The following is a 19,916-nucleotide window of genomic DNA, read 5'->3' as shown; positions in this document are numbered from 1 at the left end:
ACGTAGAAACTTATGGGATGGAATCCGCGTTTTCGGGACATAGGTTCCCATCTATGGGATCGGAAAATGCCCACAGCGGGAGGTTTCTCCGTCCGGGATTACCCGTAGAAAACGGCCATCGCACCCGCACAGGAATACTGCGGGTAGGCTTCAGGGCAGTGAGAAATGACCGGAATTCATCCGCAAGCGGTTATTTTTGCGTCTGTGCCCGCGCTTCCGTGGATAAGTCTCCGGCTATCGCGCGCCGGCTCGTCCGACACTTTTCAGTCAGTAACCAGTGCGCGGACGAAACCCCGGGCCCTTGCTCCGTTCATTTGGCCTCATAGTTTTCTACCTTTGGGCCTGTATCGGAATCGGTACGGGATCTCGACAGACCGGACAAGAATTGCATCCCTGTGCCGGTCGACACGACGATCAAACGCGCTTCGGTCACGGCGATCCCGGCATGGTTCCGAACGTGAGGCGAGTCAACCAGGCTCACGCTCGCTGGAAACATACTCGAATCCCGAAAATGCTCACCGTCGGAAGTTGTCGGATCTTGTAAAGGCTCACCGACTAGCTCCTCGCAGGTTGATGGAGCGTCCGTGCGACGCGTCCGCACGAGATACGAGCACCCGATGGAAAAGCTGTGGTGTATGCGCGCAGCGCCAGACGCGCCGGCGTGCTTGTCGCACAGGCGCAAAACGCTTCGTGACGCAGATACGATGACGCGCGCAGCGCAGGCGCTCATGCGACTGCATCGTACGATGCAGATGCGCGATCGTGAACGAATGCCGATCGAAGCGCTCACCTTGTGCGGCAGATGTCATCTCCCAGAAGTGGCGACGAATCGCTCCGAACAGGTAACCATGCAAGCGGCCACCGGTTACCCGATCGTTCGCATAGTATCGGGCCGACGTGTAGTGGAACGGGGCGGACTCGGCACGGAATCAATCGTGGTCATTTATGGGAGGAGCCGTCGTTGGCGCGGCCGCAAATCGCAACATGGCGCACAGGTCCGCGATTTCGTCGCATGTTCCGCTCATGAGGCAACGATCGCGTTGCGGGAGCAGCAAATTCCACGGATGAAACAGTCGGCGTCGTACGCGGGCGCGGTGCGCCGAAGCGGATCTCATCCTCATCGGCAACCTGCATCGTATCGACGGAACAATCCGCTTCGTCACATGTTTGCGGCGGTCGCACGCGTCGCGTGATGTATTGCCGTGTCCCTGCGAAACGAGGGTCCGGCGGACACGCGGGAGACGTGACGATGCGACGTTTCCCATACGTATATCCCCAAGAATGTGCGCACGATAGCGCCACATTTTTTGCAACGCGGTTATGATGCAAAGGCCCTGATCGCGAGATGAAGACCGGCCAGGGGCAGGGGCGGTATCTCGATGTACTTTCACTCCGTGACCAATCAGAAAAGAGAGTTCAGCGATGCGAATCCAGATCAAAAAACTGACGCTGGCTGCTACGGCAGCGGCGTTCCTCTTCGGCTCGGCTGCTCCGGTGTTCGCGCAGACCGACGCCAGCGCACCGGCCGCATCCGCCGCTTCGGATGCGAAAGCTGCGAAGCGTGAAGCACGCAAGGCAGCACGGGCAAAACGCAAAGCCGAACACAAGGCAGCGCGCGCGAAGAACAACGCCGAACTGAAGAAGCTCGAAGACGCGGGTTACAAGCCGGCGGCCAACGATCCGAACTACCCGCAGAATCTGCAGAACGCTGAGAAGAAGGCGGGCGAAGCCGCGGGCGCCAGCCAATAAGCGTCCCTCGCGAGAAAAGCCCCGGCTCGAGCCGGGGTTTGTCGTTTGTGCTGCGGAAACGCGATGCGTGTCCGGGGCACCCATGCGGGTATCACATCCGCATCAAATGATTCGATGTCCTTTGTTTTTAGATGAAATGGAAACCATCTCGATGCGTTGACTCTTCCTGCTCTGTCCGTCCTGTTCAGACTAGTAGTAATCCTACTGAATGAAAAAAACCTTGGATGAAGGGCGAGGCGAAAGACGTTCAAGCATGAGCAATACGCGGCGTCGCAACGGCGCCCGAAACCCACACCGACCGAGCGATCGTCGCCGTCAGGACCTGGTCAGCGCCGCGCGTTCGCTGCCGCCGCATTCCCCGTCACTTTCAGCCAGTCCTTGAATGCCCGCACGGCTTCGTCCTCCGCGCGCGCAGCCGCCACATAAGTGAAGTAGCGCCACGGCGGGAGTGCCGGTTCGCTGAACGGCTGCACCAGCCGGCCTTCGGCGATGTCGTCCGCGACGAGCGCGATCGGCCCCATCGCGACGCCGAGACCGTCGAGCGCGCCTTGCAGTGTCAGATAGAAATGCTCGAGCGTGAGCGAATGCCGCGGCACCAGATTCGCGTGCCCCGCTGCCGCGAGCCACTCGGGCCACATGCCGGGATAGGTCGCCGCATGCAGCAGCGTGAAGCCCGCGAGATCGGCCGGCGTACGCAACGGCCTGCCCTCGAGCAGCTTCGGCGCGCATACGGGTAGCCTGACTTCGGACAGGAATTCCTCGGCGACATAGCCGTCGATTGCCTGCGGGCCGCCGCGGACGATCAGGTCGACCTTGTCGCGCAACTTCTCGATCGGCTCGTTCGATGTCGACAGCCGCACTTCGACGGCCGGATGGGCGACCTGGAACGACGACAGCTTCGGCACGAGCCAGCGCAGCGAAAACGTCGCGGGCGCGCTGACGCGCAGCACGCGCTGCTGCCCCTGGCCGAAATGCTGCGCGGTGGCCAGCGCAATCCGGTCGAACGATGCACCGACCTCGGCGAGGTACGCGCGACCGGCATCAGTCAGGTCGACCCGCCGGTTGTGCCGCTCGAACAGCGGCCGGCCAAGCCACGCCTCCAGTTGCTGGACATGCCGGCTGATCGCGCCATGCGTCACGCACAGCTCGTCGGCGGCGAGCGTGAAACTGCCGTGCCGGGCCGCGGCTTCGAACGCGCGCAGCGAATTCAACGGAGGAAGTCGTCGGGCCATTCATCGTTTCGCGTGATTTTTACTCACACGAATGCTCAGATTTAATCGTTTGATCGGGCGATCATGCTTCGCCAATATGGCACACAAACGGTCGATGCGGCCGGAATATGTGTCTGAATTTCTCACATGGAGTGTGGAGCATGCCGAACGTGGTGGTGGTGGGCGCCCAATGGGGTGACGAAGGCAAGGGGCGCGTCGTGGACTGGCTGGCGGCGCAGGCCGATCTCGTCGCACGCTACAACGGCGGCCACAACGCGGGCCATACGCTGGTCGTCGGCGACAAGACGTACAAGCTCGCGCTGTTGCCGAGCGGCATCGTGCGCGGCAAGCGCGGCGTGATCGGCAACGGCGTGGCGCTCGATCCGGAGGCGCTGCTGGCCGAGATCGGGCGGATGGCCGAGCTCGGGCTGTCGGTGACGCCGGACAATCTGTCGATCGCGGAGAACGCCACGCTGGTCCTGCCGATTCACCGTGCGATCGACCAGGCGCAGGAGCGTCTGCGTCGCGAGCCCATCGGCACCACGCTGCGCGGGATCGGGCCGGCCTACGAGGACAAGGTGGGGCGCCGCGGGCTGCGGGTTGCCGATCTGGCGGAGCCGGACCGGCTTGCCGGCAAGCTCGACGTGCTGGTCGATCACCACAATGCATGGTTCCGCGGCCTGGGGCTTGAGCCGTGCTCGCGCGACGCGATGCTGGCAATGCTGGTCGACATCGCACCGAAGATCCTGCCGTTCGTGCGTCCCGTGTGGGCCGATCTCAACGACGCGAACGACCGCGGCGAGCGCATCCTGTTCGAGGGCTCGCAGGCCGTGATGCTCGACATCGACTGGGGCACGTATCCGTTCGTGACGTCGTCGGGCACCGTTGCATCGGCCGCGGCGGCCGGCACCGGCCTCGGCGCGTCGAAACTCGGTCACGTGCTGGGCGTGACCAAGGCGTACGCGACGCGCGTCGGCGGCGGCCCTTTCCTCACTGAACTGAACGACGCCACCGGCGAAACGCTGCGCGCACGCGGACAGGAATTCGGCGTCAACACGGGCCGGCCGCGCCGCTGCGGATGGCTCGATGCCGCGCAGTTGCGGCAGGCCGTGCGGATCTCGGGTATCGATTCGCTCGCGCTCACCAAGCTCGACGTGCTCGACGGCTTTGCGTCGATCGAGCTGTGTGTCGGCTACGAACTCGACGGCGCACGCGTCGACCATCTGCCCGCGAGCCTCGATGCGCAGGCACGCGCAACGCCCGTCTATGAAACGTTCGCCGGGTGGGACGGGACCGTGAAGGGCGTGCGCGAGCGTGCGGCGCTGCCGCGTGCCGCACAGGATTTCATCGCACGCGTCGAGGCGGTCGCGGGCGCGCCCGTATCGATGATCACGACGGGCGCCGAGCGCGACGACACGATCGTGCTGAGCAATCCTTTCGACCCGGCCTGAGCGCGACGCGGCACGCGCAATGCGTGCCCGGCAGGCCGCCGCCATGCGGCCTGCATCGATCCGGCGCCGGTCGTCCTGCGGCATGGGTTGTCGCGTGAACGACGGCCTGCCGCCGCGGCGCACGGCAAACTGGACACGCCTGCATCGCTGCGGTACTGTTCCGCACGATTCGCGCCAGACCGGCCCGTGCCGGGGCGGGCGCCGCTGCGAAGCGATTTCAATCCCGGGGACATGTCGATGGACACGTTACAGATGATGCGCATTTTCGTCCGGGTGGCGGAGGAGGGCAGCTTCACGAGCGCGGCCCAGCGCCTGGACATCACCACCGCCTACGCATCGCGTTCGGTCGCGCAACTCGAAACGCACCTGCGCACCCGTCTGCTCAACCGGAGCACGCGCCGCATCGCGTTGACCGATGCCGGACAGCGCTATCTCGACCGATGCCAGCGCATCCTCGGCTATATCGACGAAGCGGAAGCCGAGGCGGCCGATGCGCAGGCGAAGCCGTCGGGGCGCCTGCATGTGCACGCGACGACCAGTTTCGGCCAGGCCTACCTGGTGCCCGCAGTGGTGCGATACCGGCAGCGCTATCCGTCGGTGGCCGTCGAGCTCACGCTGTCGCAGCACGTGCCCGACATCATCGACGAAGGCTACGACGTGTCGCTGCAACTGAGCGCGACGGAGTTGCCCGACTCGGGGCTGGTGTCGCAGCGGCTTGGCGATGTGCACAGCGTGCTGTGCGCGTCGCCGGCGTACCTGAAGGAACGCGGGACGCCGCGCACCGTGCGCGATCTCGAAGCGCATGCGTGCCTGCAGATCGTCACGCCGATCTTTCCGCGCGACCGCTGGCATCTCGACGGCCCCGACGGTCGCGAGACGTTCGAATTGCCGCTGGCGGATTTCCAGGTCAACATCGCCGACGCGCTCGGCGCCGCGTTGCGCGCCGGCCTCGGCATCGGCTCATTGCCGATGTCGACCGCGGTGCCCGCACTGGCGAGCGGTGCGCTGGTTCGCGTGTTACCCGAGTACCGACTGCAGAAACTGACGGTCTACGCGCTGTACGCGTCGCGCCAGTACCTCGACGCGAAGATCCGTACCTTCGTCGATTTCCTGCGTGAATGCGTGCCTGAAATGCTGTCCGCCGACGAGGCTGCGCTGCGCGGTTCCTGCGAGTCCTGAGCGAAGGTGGACGACGTGTGCCGGATCGCATGATGCGGCACACGCATCGTCCTTGAATCCAGGTTCAGCTGCGCAAGATATTTTGCATACCTAAATTGATGGTGAAAAGACGCGGCACGACTTCACCGACCGGCTGCATCGCTCGATGCGCGCCGTTATGGAAAACCTGCTTTCGATATCGGAGATCGTCGGTTCGGTGTGAAGTGTCGACCGCCTGGCATCGATGCGACGCGTGCCCGCGCGTTCACGCGACCGTTTGCGTGTCGCGCACCGGCCACGCGCAACCTGCCCCTCCGTTTCCGCCCCGTCGAGCACGGGCTTCCATGGCTGACGGACTATCCGCACCCCGTCGCCAGCTAATCGAGGCCGGTCTGGTGTTCGCGGCAGGCGCCACCGCCGCTCGCGTAACGCAATCCTTGCCGCATACGACAACGCCACGGATGCAAGTCCGTGGCGTTTTGCTTGACGTGCATCGCTGCACGGCAGTGGCGGATGCCTGCTGCGGTATTACTGCTGCTTGTCCCAGAGCGTGCGCCCGAAGAACGTGAGCGTGCGATCCCACGCGATCTGCGACCACACCGGATCGAACTGCGTGCCGTCGATGCGGCCGGGGCCGACGGCCGTTTCGTTCGCGAACGCGTGATGCGCGAGATAGCGGTGGAATTCGACGTCGACCTTTGCGTCGGTCAGCTTCTTCTCCAGCGCATCGACCTGGTCGATCGCGAAGAACGCATCCTGCGTACTCCAGTGACCCATCAGCGGCACCTTGATCTTCGACGGGTCGAGGTAGTCGAGCGGAGGGAAGCCGTACCACGTGACGCCGGCGTCCGCCTCCGCGAACTGCAGCGACAGCAGCGTGAGCGCGCCACCCATGCAGAAGCCGGTGACCGCCACGCGCGACGCGTGCGTCTTCAGGTATTGCACCGCGCCGGGAATGTCCTGCGACGCGGCGTCGCCGAAATCGAGGCCCGTCATCAGGTGGTGCGCTTCTTCCTCCTCGACCGTCGACTTGCCGCGATACAGGTCGGGCACGAGCGCGAAGTAGCCGCAGCGCGCGAGGCGATCGGCGACGCCGCGGATCTGGTCATTCAGGCCCCACCACTCCTGGATGACGACGACCGCGGGTGCGCCTTCGGTCTTTTCCGGCGTGGCGAGGTAGCCCTGCAGTTCCTGGCCGTCCGGACGGCGAAACGTGATCATGGAACCGGATGTTTGAGACATGAAACCGCTCCTTTTCGAAAAATGCGATCAGTGCAGCATCGGGTCGGCCAGCGAGTGCGGTATGCCCGGTGAGTCGAGGTCTCGCTCGCGTTCGCTTCGGCCGGCGCCGACCACGCGGCCATTCTATGCGCAAACGCCGGCGGTCTGCGTGAACGGCGCGATGCGGCGGCCGATTCGCGCGCGCGCGTCGATCGGGCGTCGTGCGGCGCGCATGTCGCGTGCGCCGAAAACACAACACCCCGCCCCGATGGACGGGAGCGGGGTGTTGCGTCGGCAACGGGCGTATCGCGGAATGCGTCGCGTGCGGCAGTCTTACTGACCGAAATAGACCGAGTCGCGTGCGCTCTGCTTGACCGCGATCGCGCGGCCGGCACGCACGCCGGCGGCGGCCTGTGCGCCGTAACCCGTCGCGTCGCCGTTCGTCACGCGCGCCTGCGCGGTCTGCAGCGCATTCGGGTAGTGGACATCGGAGACTTCCGGCTTGTACCCGGCCTGTTCGAGCTGGACGAGCTCTGCGCGGACCTGGGCACGCGTCAGTTGGTCCGACGGGTTCGACTGAGCGAATGCGCCAAACGATGCGGACAGGGCGCTGGCAGCGGCGACTGCGTAGATGAACGACTTCATGATGACCTCCGGTTTTCGTAGATTTCGCGCTTCGCTTGGTTGCGTTGAGCGGTTGATTTGCATCGTAGCGATCGCGATACCGGTCGGAAATAGGCGTTCCAGCGAATAATTATTGCAACTGGGTAAACGATTCGCGGGAAAAAACGGGTTTTGTCGGACGATTGTTGGCGTGCCTGATGGCGGTCACGGGTTGCGGTGCGGCATGATCGTCGCGGCGGCGGTGAGTCGAGCATGGCATGTCGACGCAAGAACGACGGGCCGGCGCACTACAGGACAGGAGCGTATGGCGACCGAACGCCGACCTTGGCCCCGAGCTTGGCCGATAGAAAGCTCAATTGAATCGGATAACGAAGTATTGATGGTGGGCACGGAAATCCGCGCGCCCCATCGCGTTGAAATCGAGCCGAGCCTTTCTGCACGCATCGACGGGAATGCCCGTGCCGTCTCGTCGCGCGTACCGCATCACGCGTCGACGATCGCCTGCCGTTTCCGGTATTCGGCAGGCGTGATCCCGACATGCCGCGCGAACGACCGTCTGAGCGTATCGACATTCGCGAAGCCGCATTTCGCGGCGACCTGCTTCGGCGTGTCATGTCCGTTTTCGAGCAACTGGCGAGCCGCCGCGACGCGGGTCGCTTCGACCCACGCGGCCAGCGTCATGCCGACCTCCGCGCGAAAGAGCCGTGCGAAGTGGCGCGGGCTCATGCCCGCATGCTTCGCGAGTTCCGCCACCGAGTGCTCGAGTTCCGGATGACTGGCGATCCAGCGCTGGACTTCCTGCAGCACCGAACGCCCCGCCGGGCGCGCCGCGCCGCTGCGGCTGAACTGGAGCTGCCCGCCCGGGCGCTTGAAGAACATGACGAGTTGCGCGGCGACGCGCCGCGCGATTTCCCGGCCGAGATCCTCCTCGACCAGCGCAAGCGCGAGATCGAGGCCGGCCGTGACACCGGCACCGGTGCGCAGCTTGCCGTCGCGTACGTACAGCGCGTCCGCTTCGACGGTGAGCGACGGATAGGCGGCGGCGAGCGCATCGGCCGCGGCCCAGTGCGTCGTCAGGCGTCGTCCTTTCAGCAGGCCGGTCGCCGCGAGGATGAATGCGCCGGTGCAGATCGAGCCATACCGTTTGCTTTGCACGGCGGCCGATCGAAGCCACGCGAGCACGTCGGTGCGCAGCGCGATCCGGCCGGCACCCGGTGCACCGGCAACGAGCAGCGTATCGATGCGATCGGGAATGTCGGGAGCGATCCAGTCGGCCAGCAATTGCGCGCCCGATGACGTGCGGATCGGGCCGGACTCGCTCGCGACGATCCGCAGCGTATAGAACGGTTTGCCGCTTTCGGCGTTTGCCTGTGCGAATACGTCGAGCGGCGCGGAGACGTCGAGCAGTTGTACGCCCGGTACCGCGAAAATACCCACGACCTTCGGCATGTTCGGTTGCGTGATGTGTCGAATGTGACGCGTAGCAGTATAGACGCGCGGTGCGATGCGACGGGCGGGGCATCGGCGCATTACGCGGGTGCGATTCGATGGTTCCGGCAGTGGTGGCCGTCGATCGAGCAAAATGGCAGGATTTGGCGTAATACGCCGAATGATGCCAAACGACGGTCTCCGCAGAATGAATGCTGTCTTCCAAGGAGGTCGATCATGACTGTGAACGTCGCCGGCATCACCCTTCCCGATAGCCAACTCGCGCGCGAGATCACCGAACTCGTACGGGATACCGAGTCCGAGCTGCTGTTTCATCACTCCAGCCGCGTGTACTACTTCGGTGCGCTCGCGGGCCAGCGCCGCGGGCTGAGCTACGATCCCGAACTGCTCTATTGCGGCTGCATGTTCCATGACATGGGGCTCACGCATCGACACAGCAGCGCATGTGAGCGATTCGAAGTGGACGGCGCCAATGCCGCCCGCGATTTCCTGAAGAGCAGGGGCATTTCGCAGCAGGACATCGACCTCGTGTGGACCGCGATCGCACTGCACACCACCCCCGGCATTCCGCAGCACATGCATCCGGTCGTCGCGCTCGTCACCGCCGGTGTCGAGATGGATGTGCTGGGCCTCACGTATCCGGAGTACAGCGACGTCGAGCGAGAAGCCGTCGTCCGCGCGCATCCGAGGACGCCGCGCTTCAAGGAAGACATCATCCAGGCGTTCTACGACGGTATCCGGCACAAGCCGGACACGACGTTCGGCAACGTGAAGGCCGATGTGCTGGCCGATGTGCTGGCCGACAAGGATCCGCATTTCCATGCAGGCAATTTCTGCAGCGTGATCCGAGCGTCGGCGTGGGCCGGTTGATCGGTGTCGGTGGCGGGCGGGGCGGGGAAGGCAACCGGTGCGACGCATGTCGCATTCGGTGCCTAGACGGGGTGGGCGCCGTTTCGTCGATGGAATATTCATTAGAAAAGTTGTTACGTGACAACTTCATGACGTCAGTCAGCGACTTCATATACGTGAATTTCACGATCCCGCTCCAGACGCGCATCTCCGGCCGCGCGTGCCGGGGCGGCGAGCGGGAAGCCCCGTTTCGCCGACACCCGCAATTGCCCGCCGTCGACCGGTCGTCGACCGCCTGACGACCGAATCCGCCTGTCTTCGGCAAAACGCCTATAATGGTTGGGCAAATTGCCGGAGAAGACTCATGAGTACGATCGCGTTTCACCCTTCGGGCGTCGCGCACCCGCGCCAGGCAGAGTTCACGATCCTCGAGCAACTGCTCGCGATTCGCGTGCGCTCGGGCGCCGATCTCGCGGAGTTGGCGAGCGCGCGTGTCGACGTCGCGGTGATCGACCGGCTGTCGGAGCGCGGCCTGAAGTCGGACGAACTCGCCTTCATCATCCCGCGGCGCACGCTGAGCCATCGCCGCCAGGCGCACGAACGGCTGTCGCAGGAGGAGTCCGACAAGGCGATCCGGCTGGCGCGCATCGTCGCGCAGGCGACGGCCACGTTCGGCGACCCGGACAAGGCGATGGCGTGGCTGCGCAACGGGCTCCAGCGCTTCGGCGGACGCACGTCGCTCGACATGGCGAGTACCGAGCATGGCGCGCGGCTCGTCGAGGAAGCCCTCACGCAGATCGACGAGGGGTACTTCGCTTGACGACGCTGTGGCGCATCAGCAATTACGCGGACCTGAAAGGCATCGGCGGATTGCGGGCCGGCGGGCGCTGGCATTTTGCCGGGCAGCCCGTCGTCTATCTCGCCGAGCATCCGGCGCTCGCGCTGCTCGAGACGCTCGTTCACTTCGAAATCGCCACCGTTGCGCAATTGCCGAGCGGCTACCAGCTGCTTCGGGTCGAGGTGCCTGAATCGGTGGATGTTGCCGAGATCGCGGAGGGCGATGCGCCGGCCGACTGGCGAGAGGACGTCGACTGGACCCGCAGCGCCGGCACCGAGTGGCTGCACACGCAGCCGAGCGCCTTGTTGCGCGTACCGAGCGTCGTCGTGCCGCACGCGCACAACTTCCTGTTGAATCCGCTGCACCCTGCCGCATCCGGGATCCGCATCGCCGAAGTCATGCAGTCGCCGTACGACAGCCGGATTCTGCGGCTGATCCAGTCGAACAAGAGCGAATAGGGCTGATTGCGCGTCGTCGCGCGGCACCGCGCCGATCAGCGCCCGCCTGCGGCTCCGGTCTGCCGGTCGCGGCGGGCAGGGTGCTGCACGTCACCAATGCGAAACATGAAGGCGGCACACGGCAGCAACGATCGATGAACAGAACGGCCACGCATCGTGGCAAGGGGGCGCCGTGACGAACGCGCATCTGCTCGAAATGGACGCCATCCTGTCGGGCCCGGGGTTTTTCGATTTTCTCGGCGACGTCGATTGCGATCGCGCGCTGGCCAGCCGCGAGGCGGAGCCGTTCGACGCCCGCTGGATGACGGCATTCGACGAAATCGACGGCGATCCGGGCGCCGTGCTGGACAAGCCGGCCGTGGATGCCCTGAGGGAAAAGGCGTTCAGGCTCGCGTTCCGGGCCTCGGGGAATGCCGACATCGCGGCGTGCGTGTCGGATGACATCGAGCTGATCGCGCGAAGCCGGCTGTCGGGCCGCACCGACGGCTGGCCGTCACGCGTTCTTTGGGAGACCTACACGAACGGCCGGTTTCCCTGCTAGCCGATGCGGCGTACCGGATGCGCCGATGCATGCGATCGGACGATGCCAATCACATGCCTGCCGCGATGATTGTCAAACAGTGTGAGTCAATCGTCAGCATTTGCAACGGAAGTAACAGTCCCCGCAATTCGATGGTTTCGGGCGTGGGTGCGGCTACATTGGCTCCACCTGCCGCACGTCGCGGTGAGGCATGCGACAAGCCGCACGAAGGCGGCCCGCAGCAACAACGTCTTTGGGGAGAATGACCATGAACAAGATTCGCACGATTCTGCTTGGCGCCGCGCTGACGGCAATCGCATCGGCCGCTTTCGCACAAACGGCCCAGACGGGCGCAGAAGGTTCCGCCGGCGTCGGTGCACAAGTCCAGACGCCGCTGCTCGGCGGCGGCGTGGGCGTGCAGGCGGGTGCAGGCGCGAATGCCGCGGGCTCGGGTTCGGGCGCAGGCAACCTGGTCGGCGGTGCGCTGAACGGCGTAGGCAAGACGGTCGGCGGCGTCGGCTCGGCAGCGGGCAATGCGGTTGGCGGTGCGACGCAGGCGGTCGGCTCGGCTGCAGGTTCGGCGAAGGATGCCGCGATATCGGCCGTGCACACGACGAAGTCGCACGTGAAGCATGTTGCATCCTCGGCAAAGAGCCACGCGCAAGGCGCGGTGTCGACGGCGGGTGATGTCGCAGGCGGCGCGAAGGCGAAGGCCGGCGAAGCGCTCGAGGGTGCGGCGAACTCGGTGCAGGGCGGCGCATCGGTCGGCGTGAAGGGTTCGGCGTCGGCACAAGGCGGCGCGCTGTAAGCGATACGCTTTCAGCCAAGGCCCGGCCCGCTTCGATGCGGGCCGGGTCTTTTTTTTTGCGCGAGCCGCGACCCGGAACAGGTGTGCCGCACACCCTCTGCCCATTGCCTGCCCGCCATGCTTAAATAGCGGTGCTCCCGGTCGCCGGTCGCCCTTGCGCGCCACCGATCGATGCAGGCAAGCATGTCCGATCGGCAGCGTGACGACAGACGACTCCAAAGCGCTGCCGCGGCCCGCCCGGCGTGGTCCGATAACATTCCGAGGCATCACGACCATGACCATCCCGCTCCGTCTTCTCGCGCTTGCCTGCGTGCCGCGGCTCGCGGCTTGCGCGTCACCACCCATGCCGCACGGCGAGTGACGCGTGCGGGGTGCGCACGGTGGGCGCGAGGCCGGACGAATTCGCGGCGCCCGCTTTCAGGTACCATCCCGACCCGCTGGCGACGGGCGGCACGATCGGTGCGGACGAGCGCCGCCACCTGCGACGGCGCATCCGGCGGCGGTCCGGCCTGCGACCAGCGGCCGCGCGTCGTTCGACGGCGCACAATGCCGGTCGACATCGCCCTTTCGTCATGAACCAGAGGAATCTTCGTGAAGTTCATCCACGCCGCAGACATTCACCTTGACAGCCCGCTGCACGGCCTGAGCGCGTATCCGGATGCGCCGGCCGCGCAGTTGCGCAACGCGTCGCGCGAGGCGCTGCGGCAGCTCGTGGATCGTGCGATCGAAGAGGAAGTCGCGTTCCTCGTGATCGCCGGCGACCTGTACGACGGCGACTGGAAGGACCACAACACCGGCATTTTCTTCGGCCAGCAAATGGGCCGCCTGCGCAAGGCCGGCATTCGCGCATTCGTGCTCGGCGGCAATCACGATGCCGAAAGCGAGATGACGAAGAAGCTGACCTTGCCCGACAACGTCACCGTGTTCGGCCACCGCAAGCCGGAAACCTTCAAGCTGCCGGAATTCGACGTGGCGCTGCACGGGCAGAGCTTCAAGGACAAGGCCGTCGTCGACAATCTCGCGATCGGCTATCCGGATCCCGTGCCGGGCCATTACAACATCGGCGTGCTGCACACCGCGCTCGAAGGCTATGCGGCGCATGCGAACTATGCGCCGTGCTCGCTGGCGGAATTGCATGCGAAAGGCTACGACTACTGGGCGCTCGGCCACGTGCACGAATTCCAGCAGTGGTCGGGGCCGTCGACCGTCGTGTTTCCCGGCAACCTGCAGGGGCGCCATATCCGCGAGACGGGCCGCCGCGGCGCGGTACTCGTGACAGTGGAGCAGGGCCGCACGCACGTCGAGCGTCTGTACCTCGACGTGCTGCGCTGGGAGGCGTTGTCGGTCGACGCGTCCGATTGCCTGACGGTCGCCGACCTGTCGAGAAAGATCGGCCAGTCGCTGGAGGCGCTGTTGAGCGTCGATGGCCACGTGCCGCGCGCGGTGCGCGTGACGGTCACGGGGCGCACGCCCGCGCACGGTCTCTTCTTCGGCCGTGCGCCGCAATTGCGTGCGGAGGTGCTGAACCAGATCGGCATCATCGGCAACGAACGGCTGTGGCTGGAGAAGGTCCGGCTCGCGACGTCCGCGCCCGTGCAGCCGCAAGGCGAGAGCGAGCAACTCGAGGCGCTGGAGGATCTGAAGCAGATCCTGGCCGATGCCGCACACGATCCGGATTTTCTCGCGCTGCTCGAACGCGACCTGAAGCCGTTCGTCGGCAAGGTGCGCAGCGACGTGAAGGAAGAGGTGCCGCTGCTGACGATGGCGCGCGCCGGCGAACTCACGGCGCTGGTCGAGCAGGTCGGTCCCGCGTTGCTCGCGCGGCTGGCGAGGGGGGAATAAGCGATGCGCATCAGCCAGCTCGACCTGATCAAGTACGGCAAGTTCACCGACGAGACGCTGCGCTTTCCGTCGGCCGGCCAGGATTTCCACGTGATCGTGGGGCCGAACGAGGCCGGCAAGTCGACGATCCGGACGGCCGTGTCGGAACTGCTGTTCGGGATGAAACTGCAGACGCCGCTCGACTTCCTGCATGCGACGCCCGAACTGCGTCTCGGCGGCGTGCTGGAGGGCGGCGCCGGCGCGCTCGCCTTTCATCGCGCCCGCGGGCGCAGTCCGCTGCGCACGCCCGCCGACGACAAGCTGCCGGACGACTATCTCGACGCCATCCTCGACGGCGCGACGCGCGAGTTCTTCGAACAGATGTTCGGGCTCGACCACGGGCGGCTCGTCGACGGCGGCCGGAGCATTCTCGACGCGTCCGACAAGCTCGGCCAGGTGCTGTTCGAATCGGCGGCGGGTGTCGGCACGCTCGGCCCCGTGCGCGAGGAACTCGACGCGCGCGCGGCCGAGCTGTGGGCGCCGCGGCGCAGCGGCAGCGCATTCGCGCAGGCCGAGACTTCGTTCAACGAAGCAGTTGGCGAACTGAAGGCAGTCCAGGTTCGCACGCGCGACTGGGTCGATCGCAAGGAGGCGCGCGACGCGGTCGAGCAGGAGATCGAGCAGGCGCGCGCGGAGCAGCGTCGCCTCGAAGCGTTGCGCTCGAAGCTCGAGCGCGTGCGGCGGCTGGCGCCGTACCTGAAGGAACTGACGATCAAGGAAGTGGCGCTGGCCGAACTGGGGGCCGTCGTCGAGCTGCCGCCGACCGCGTATGCCGACTTGCTGAAAGCGCAAGGCGATCTCGCGGCCGAACAGAAGGTGCTCGAGGAACGGCGCGCGGACCTGCTCGCGAAACGGCAGGCGCGTGATGCGATCGATCCGGATGCCGACGCGCTCGCGCTCGAAGCCGATATCGAAGCGCTCGACCGGCTGCGCGGCGCATGCATGAATCATGCACAGGATCTGCTGTTGCTCGGCGCGGACGTCGAGCGGCATCTGTCCGCCGCGGGTTCGGCCGCCGCGCAGCTCGGCTGGCCGACCGACGAGACGTCGCTGCGCGCGGCCCTGCCGACCGCGCTGTCGCTGAAGACGGTCGCGAACCTGCTGCGCGACCACGGCGCGCTGCATCAGGCGCTGGCCGGCGCGCGCGAGTCGCTCGACGAGCGCACGCAGGAACTCGCGCAGGCACAGGAACAACTGGCGCGCCTGTCGACCGTCGATGTGCCTGAAGCGCTTCGTGCGGCGCTCGCCGATGCGCAGGGCTTTCGCAATAGCGGGCAGCGTGAACAGGCACTCGAACGCGACATCGCGGCCGCCGAGCAGACGTTGTCCGACGCGCTCGATGCGCTCGGCCAGTGGCGCAAGCCGGTCGACGCGCTGCGTGCGCTCGACGTGCCGTCGGCGGCTCGGCTCGGTGTGCTGCTGACCGAAGCGAGCGAACGCGCGAGCGCGGCCGCCGCCGCACGCGATGCACGGGACGGCGCGCAGGAAGAACACGAGCGGCTCGAACTGCAGGAGAAGCATTTCGCTCAGACCCACAAGGTCGTCACGACCGCCGAGGTGCTGGCGGCGCGCGCTCGCCGCGATGGCGCCTGGGGCGACGTTCGCAGCGGCGCGGTGGATCTGGCAACCGGCGCGCCGGCCGTCGACGATGCAATTCGCCTTGCCGACGAACTCGTCGATGCGCAGCTCGGCGCCACGCAAGCGGCGGCGACACTGCAATCGCTGCGTCAGCAGGTCGAATCCGCGCGCGTCGTGTTGACGCGCCGACAGGCGACCGTGGACGAGCGCGAACGCGAGCTGGCGGCACATCGCGACGCGTGGGCCGAACTGGCGACGACGGCCGGCGTGCCCGGCATGCCGCTGGCGGCGATGGGCGACTGGCTCGCGAAGCGCGACACGGTGTTTGCCGCGCAGCTCGAGCTCGACCGCCTGCTCCGCGAATTCGCGACGATCCGCGATGCGCGGGCCGGTGCGGAAGCCGCGTTGCGTTCGGCGCTGCGCATGGTATCGCGCGGCGGCGACGCCGACGGCCTGACGGCACTCATCGCGATCGCCGGGACGTTCGTGCAGTCGGCGGAAAAGACGCTCGCGCAAAAGGACAGCCTGGAGGACCGGGCGCGCGAAGCCGAACGCGGATGCGCGACGGCTCGTTCGCGCGCCGACCAGGCCCAGACCGCCTACGATGCGTGGCACGCGCAATGGCGCGACGCGCTTGCCGACGCGAAGCTGTCCGCCCATGCGGTGACGCTGGCTGCCGCGGAAGGTGCGCTCGCGCTCGCGAATACGGTGACCGCCGAACTGGCCGACGCCGATGCGCCGCGCAACCGGATGACCGCGATCCGCGCGGAGCTGGCCGCGCTCGAGGCCGGCGCACGGCGACTGGCCGAAGCGCTCGAGCCCGCGTGGCTGGCGAGCGGCGACTGGCTGGACGTTGCGCGCCGGTTGACGATGCGTGTTGCGGCCGCACGGGAAACCGCGCGTGCGATCGGTCGTGCCGACGACGCGGTGCGGCAGGCCGACGGCAAGGTCGCCGATGCCGCCGCCGCGGTGGCAGGCGCGGATGCGCGCATTCAGCCGTTGCTGCAACTGGCCGGCGTCGCATCGATCGACGCGGCGCTGCCACTGGCCGAGCAATCGGAGCGGCAGCGTCAGCTTCGACAGGCCGTCGATGCCGCGAAGGAGGCGCTGGTGCGCGACGGCGACGGCTTGTCCCAGCCGGCCGTCGAGGCCGAGGTCGCTGAACAGGACATCGCCGACGTGCCCGCGCATCTCGAAGCGGTGAAGCAGTCGCTGGGCGACGTCGGCACGCGCCTGAACGCGCTCGCGCAGCAGCAGGTGGTGGCCCGGCAGGCATTCGGCGCGATCGACGGCCAGGCGAATGCGGCCGTGGCCGAAGCAAAGCGGCAGGAAGCGCTCGCGGCGATGGGCGATGCAGCGGAACAGTATCTGGAAGCGGCGACCGCGAGTCGCTTGCTGAAGTGGGCGACCGATCGTTATCGCGACCAGAAGCAGGGGCCGATGCTGCGCCGGGCGGGCGAGATTTTCGCGGGACTTACGCTGGGCGAATTCGCGCGGCTGACCGTCGACACCGAACGGACGCCGCCCGCGCTGTATGCGCGGCGCACGAAGGGCGCGTCGGTCGAGGTCGCCGGCCTGAGCGAAGGGACGCGCGACCAGTTGTTCCTCGCGCTGCGGATCGCGGCGCTCGAACTGCAACTCGCCAGCAGGACCGGGCTGCCGTTCGTTGCCGACGACCTGTTCATCAACTTCGACGATGCACGTGCGAAGGCGGGGCTCGAGGCGCTGCGCGATCTGTCGACGCGAACCCAGGTGCTGTTCCTGACGCACCACGATCACCTGCTGCCGCTCGTGCGGGACGTGTTCGGCGCGCAGGTGAACGTGGTCGCGCTGCAGCGCGAGGCAGCCGGCGCATGACGCCGGGCGGCCCGATGTCCCGCTACGTGGGAATGGTCATCGCGTACAGGTAGTATGTGCGGTTCCGAAACGCACGCGACCGGTTCTGCCGGTCACGGGTCCGGCCACACGAGGGATCGACATGAACAAGCTGGTAGCTGCCATTGCGTTCGCGGCGGACAAGCATCGCAATCAGCGGCGCAAGGACGACGAGGCGTCGCCATACATCAATCATCCGATTGCGCTGGCCGCAGTGCTGGCCAACGAAGCCGGCATCGAGGACGAGCGCGTGATCGTCGCGGCGGTGTTGCACGACACGATCGAGGACACGGAGACCACCGAGCAGGAACTGCTGCGGCTGTTCGGCAAGGACGTCGCGGACATCGTGATGGAGGTCACCGACGACAAGTCGTTGCCGAAGGACGAGCGCAAGCGCCTGCAGGTCGAGCATGCGGCGACGATCAGCCGCCGCGCGAAGCTCGTGAAGCTCGCGGACAAGATCTGCAACCTGCGCGACATCGCCCGGCATCCGCCCGCGGACTGGCCGCTCGAGCGCAAGCAGGCGTACTTCGACTGGGCGAAGTCGGTCGTCGACCGGATGCGCGGTGTACATCCGGGCCTGGAAGGGATCTTCGACGCCGCGTACGACGCGCGGCCGGCCGACTGACGCGCGGCCATGCGGGCGGCCCGATCCCGATCCGCCGAGCGGTCACTGCCTGCGGTGGCGGGCGTCGACGTGGGCGGCGACAGGAAGCAGTGCGATCTCGTGATCCTGCGCGGCTCGACGATCGTCCGGCGCGAGGCGCGGATCGCGCCCGAAGCGCTGCCTTCGCTGTGTATCGAGCATGACGTGGTGGCGGTCGGCGTCGACGCGCCGAGCCTGTGGTGGACCGGAAGCGGGCGCCGGGCGGCCGAGCAGGCGCTCGCGCGTGAACGGATCTCATGTTTCCCGACGCCGTCGCGCGAGCAGGCCGTGGCCAGCACGTCGGGCTTTTTCGACTGGATGTTCATGGGGGAGCGTGTCTACCGCGCGCTGGCCGGCGCCTATCCGCTGCTGACCGACGCACGGTATGCCGGCGGGCGCGTGAGCTTCGAGACTTATCCGTACGCGATTACCTGCGCGATGCTCGGCAAGGCGATTGCGTCGGCGAAGCAGAAACGCAACCAGCGGCGGCAATTGCTCGCGCAACTCGGAATCGACGTGTCGACGCTGCGATCGGTCGACGCGCGCGAGGCCACGCTGTGCGCATTGACCGCGCAATACGTGATCGACGGCAGCGCACACGCGTATGGCGATGCGGAGGGCGGGTATATCCGTGTACCGGTCGTCGGCGAGACGATCGTTCTCGATACGCTCCAGTCACGGGCCGCGGCTCGCTGATACCCGTGAACCCTTGGCAGCAAGGGTGAGCTTTTTCGGGACGCGCATCGGATTGTCGACGTCACGGTGTCGAGCAGGGACAGCCGGTCGGCATGTGCGGAGCAGGTGGCGTGCGCATCGACATAGGCAGTCGACGCACCGTATGCCTCACGGCCGTGATGCTCAGTCTTCGAGAATGGACTTCGGCACGCTGGAGAGATCGCAGGCATCGGCCTGCTCGAAGTAGCCTTGCGCATCGTCGATCATCACGACCGCGACGTCGATCAGTTCGTCGAGCCGCTGCAGCAGCGATTCGCGCCACTCGAAGTCCTCGTCGCGCTCGGGCGTCTTGTCGAGCTGCTCGATGATCGAGTCGGCGGTCTGCAGGAACGGGATCGCCTGTTGATAGTTTTCGATCGAGACCATCGCTGCGTTGCGCGCGCCGACGAGCCGTTCACGATGCTCGTCCGCCAGTTCGGACTCGCCGCTGATGCGCGGCAGGACATCCGAGATGCGTTGCAGGAGCGGCGGGACCTGTTCTTCGAGCATGACGGCGCGCTCGCGCAGCGCGGCGTATTCATCGCGGAGATCGGCGTCGCCGGATTGTGTGGTGCTGTCCATCGTCGGTGTGAGTGCGTTGTTCGATCGCGGCATGATACTCGACGGCGTGCGCCCCCTCGTTTGTTCCGCAGCCGGATGACGAGAGCGCGACGCCAATACGGAGCGCGGAGGAACAGAGGATGTCGTCGACCGCCTATATATAGGACGAAAGAAGGGGGCGCCCCGGAGCGTGGCATCCCAAGTCCGTGCGCGGCAGCGCACGGGGCTTTTCAAAATATTTTCACAAAGGGGTTGCGCAGACGAGGGCAGGTGCTTAGAATCACGCCTCTTTCGCGCTAACGGAAACGCAGCGCGGGGGAAGAAG

General features: G+C 66.3%; 18 protein-coding genes. 13 read left to right on the top strand and 5 right to left on the bottom strand.

Features of this window, described 5'->3' with window-relative positions; genetic code table 11:
- The first annotated feature begins 617 nt into the window (after positions 1-617).
- Together DID99_RS27645 and DID99_RS27640 are read left to right on the top strand one after the other, a co-directional pair.
- The gene (locus DID99_RS27645; RefSeq protein ID WP_124667912.1) at positions 618-1,193 is read left to right on the top strand and encodes a hypothetical protein; all 576 of its coding nucleotides are present in this window, start codon (positions 618-620) and stop codon (positions 1,191-1,193) included.
- A 229-nt stretch (positions 1,194-1,422) separates the two neighbouring features.
- Positions 1,423-1,749 carry a hypothetical protein gene (locus tag DID99_RS27640; RefSeq protein ID WP_044848822.1) on the top strand — a complete coding sequence of 109 codons (327 nt, stop codon included), beginning with the start codon at positions 1,423-1,425 and terminating at the stop codon, positions 1,747-1,749.
- Between the two features lie 326 nt (positions 1,750-2,075).
- Here the strand turns inward: DID99_RS27640 and gcvA are convergent, their stop codons facing one another.
- Positions 2,076-2,981: a transcriptional regulator GcvA gene (gcvA, locus tag DID99_RS27635; protein WP_044848823.1), complete on the bottom strand. Its 906-nt coding sequence runs from the start codon at positions 2,979-2,981 to the stop codon at positions 2,076-2,078.
- A gap of 140 nt (positions 2,982-3,121) precedes the next feature.
- Between gcvA and DID99_RS27630 the strand changes: the two genes are divergently transcribed.
- Positions 3,122-4,411 carry an adenylosuccinate synthase gene (locus DID99_RS27630; protein WP_124667911.1) on the top strand — a complete coding sequence of 430 codons (1,290 nt, stop codon included), beginning with the start codon at positions 3,122-3,124 and terminating at the stop codon, positions 4,409-4,411.
- 237 nt (positions 4,412-4,648) lie between these two features.
- Positions 4,649-5,590: a LysR family transcriptional regulator gene (locus DID99_RS27625; protein ID WP_044848839.1), complete on the top strand. Its 942-nt coding sequence runs from the start codon at positions 4,649-4,651 to the stop codon at positions 5,588-5,590.
- A gap of 507 nt (positions 5,591-6,097) precedes the next feature.
- Here DID99_RS27625 and DID99_RS27620 read toward each other — a convergent pair.
- From DID99_RS27620 to DID99_RS27610, 3 genes are all read right to left on the bottom strand, one after another.
- A complete protein-coding gene (locus DID99_RS27620) occupies positions 6,098-6,811 on the bottom strand; it encodes a dienelactone hydrolase family protein (RefSeq protein ID WP_124667910.1) in 714 nt (237 codons plus the stop codon).
- Positions 6,812-7,123: 312 nt separating this feature from the next.
- Positions 7,124-7,435, bottom strand: coding sequence for a DUF4148 domain-containing protein (locus tag DID99_RS27615; RefSeq protein ID WP_124667909.1), 312 nt, complete (start codon positions 7,433-7,435; stop codon positions 7,124-7,126).
- Positions 7,436-7,897: 462 nt separating this feature from the next.
- On the bottom strand, positions 7,898-8,863 hold the full coding sequence (locus DID99_RS27610) for a GlxA family transcriptional regulator (protein ID WP_124667908.1): 966 nt from the start codon (positions 8,861-8,863) through the stop codon (positions 7,898-7,900).
- A gap of 216 nt (positions 8,864-9,079) precedes the next feature.
- Here DID99_RS27610 and DID99_RS27605 point away from each other — a divergent pair, with 216 nt between their 5' ends.
- The 9 genes from DID99_RS27605 to DID99_RS27565 all read left to right on the top strand — a co-directional run bounded on the left by DID99_RS27605 (position 9,080) and on the right by DID99_RS27565 (position 19,012).
- Positions 9,080-9,733 carry an HD domain-containing protein gene (locus DID99_RS27605; protein WP_124667907.1) on the top strand — a complete coding sequence of 218 codons (654 nt, stop codon included), beginning with the start codon at positions 9,080-9,082 and terminating at the stop codon, positions 9,731-9,733.
- A 343-nt stretch (positions 9,734-10,076) separates the two neighbouring features.
- A complete protein-coding gene (locus DID99_RS27600; protein WP_124667906.1) occupies positions 10,077-10,532 on the top strand; it encodes an antitoxin Xre/MbcA/ParS toxin-binding domain-containing protein in 456 nt (151 codons plus the stop codon).
- Entirely contained in the window at positions 10,529-11,008 is a 480-nt protein-coding gene (locus DID99_RS27595; protein WP_044848830.1) for an RES family NAD+ phosphorylase, read from the top strand. Before DID99_RS27600 ends, DID99_RS27595 begins: the two co-directional genes overlap by 4 nt.
- 172 nt (positions 11,009-11,180) lie before the next feature.
- Positions 11,181-11,549 (top strand): hypothetical protein, encoded by a 369-nt coding sequence (locus tag DID99_RS27590; protein ID WP_124667905.1) that lies wholly within the window; start codon positions 11,181-11,183, stop codon positions 11,547-11,549.
- Positions 11,550-11,796: 247 nt separating this feature from the next.
- Positions 11,797-12,336, top strand: coding sequence for a hypothetical protein (locus tag DID99_RS27585; protein ID WP_124667904.1), 540 nt, complete (start codon positions 11,797-11,799; stop codon positions 12,334-12,336).
- 591 nt (positions 12,337-12,927) lie between these two features.
- Positions 12,928-14,178 carry a DNA repair exonuclease gene (locus tag DID99_RS27580; RefSeq protein ID WP_124667903.1) on the top strand — a complete coding sequence of 417 codons (1,251 nt, stop codon included), beginning with the start codon at positions 12,928-12,930 and terminating at the stop codon, positions 14,176-14,178.
- Positions 14,179-14,181: 3 nt separating this feature from the next.
- Complete coding sequence (locus tag DID99_RS27575; protein WP_124667902.1) at positions 14,182-17,652, top strand: YhaN family protein; 3,471 nt, start codon at positions 14,182-14,184, stop codon at positions 17,650-17,652.
- Positions 17,653-17,773: 121 nt separating this feature from the next.
- Positions 17,774-18,298: an HD domain-containing protein gene (locus DID99_RS27570; protein ID WP_044848835.1), complete on the top strand. Its 525-nt coding sequence runs from the start codon at positions 17,774-17,776 to the stop codon at positions 18,296-18,298.
- Between the two features lie 9 nt (positions 18,299-18,307).
- Positions 18,308-19,012 carry a DUF429 domain-containing protein gene (locus DID99_RS27565; protein ID WP_124667901.1) on the top strand — a complete coding sequence of 235 codons (705 nt, stop codon included), beginning with the start codon at positions 18,308-18,310 and terminating at the stop codon, positions 19,010-19,012.
- A gap of 162 nt (positions 19,013-19,174) precedes the next feature.
- Here DID99_RS27565 and DID99_RS27560 read toward each other — a convergent pair whose 3' ends face one another.
- Entirely contained in the window at positions 19,175-19,645 is a 471-nt protein-coding gene (locus DID99_RS27560; protein WP_124667900.1) for an ATPase, read from the bottom strand.
- Positions 19,646-19,916: the final 271 nt, after the last annotated feature.

It is taken from the genome of Burkholderia sp. Bp8986, assembly GCF_003854225.1.
Classification (GTDB): domain Bacteria; phylum Pseudomonadota; class Gammaproteobacteria; order Burkholderiales; family Burkholderiaceae; genus Burkholderia.
The sequence above is the reverse complement of the archived record's forward strand: the minus strand, read 5'-3'. Positions and strand labels throughout refer to the sequence as shown.

Coding starts and splice junctions, on each gene's coding strand:
- DID99_RS27585 (WP_124667904.1), top strand. CDS start 11,797: ATGAACAAGATTCGCACGATTCTGCTTGGCGCCGCGCTGACGGCAATC.
- DID99_RS27575 (WP_124667902.1), top strand. CDS start 14,182: ATGCGCATCAGCCAGCTCGACCTGATCAAGTACGGCAAGTTCACCGAC.
- DID99_RS27620 (WP_124667910.1), bottom strand. CDS start 6,811: ATGTCTCAAACATCCGGTTCCATGATCACGTTTCGCCGTCCGGACGGC.
- DID99_RS27560 (WP_124667900.1), bottom strand. CDS start 19,645: ATGCCGCGATCGAACAACGCACTCACACCGACGATGGACAGCACCACA.
- DID99_RS27605 (WP_124667907.1), top strand. CDS start 9,080: ATGACTGTGAACGTCGCCGGCATCACCCTTCCCGATAGCCAACTCGCG.
- DID99_RS27625 (WP_044848839.1), top strand. CDS start 4,649: ATGGACACGTTACAGATGATGCGCATTTTCGTCCGGGTGGCGGAGGAG.
- DID99_RS27645 (WP_124667912.1), top strand. CDS start 618: ATGGAAAAGCTGTGGTGTATGCGCGCAGCGCCAGACGCGCCGGCGTGC.
- DID99_RS27610 (WP_124667908.1), bottom strand. CDS start 8,863: ATGCCGAAGGTCGTGGGTATTTTCGCGGTACCGGGCGTACAACTGCTC.
- DID99_RS27615 (WP_124667909.1), bottom strand. CDS start 7,435: ATGAAGTCGTTCATCTACGCAGTCGCCGCTGCCAGCGCCCTGTCCGCA.
- gcvA (WP_044848823.1), bottom strand. CDS start 2,981: ATGGCCCGACGACTTCCTCCGTTGAATTCGCTGCGCGCGTTCGAAGCC.
- DID99_RS27600 (WP_124667906.1), top strand. CDS start 10,077: ATGAGTACGATCGCGTTTCACCCTTCGGGCGTCGCGCACCCGCGCCAG.
- DID99_RS27565 (WP_124667901.1), top strand. CDS start 18,308: ATGCGGGCGGCCCGATCCCGATCCGCCGAGCGGTCACTGCCTGCGGTG.
- DID99_RS27570 (WP_044848835.1), top strand. CDS start 17,774: ATGAACAAGCTGGTAGCTGCCATTGCGTTCGCGGCGGACAAGCATCGC.
- DID99_RS27630 (WP_124667911.1), top strand. CDS start 3,122: ATGCCGAACGTGGTGGTGGTGGGCGCCCAATGGGGTGACGAAGGCAAG.
- DID99_RS27640 (WP_044848822.1), top strand. CDS start 1,423: ATGCGAATCCAGATCAAAAAACTGACGCTGGCTGCTACGGCAGCGGCG.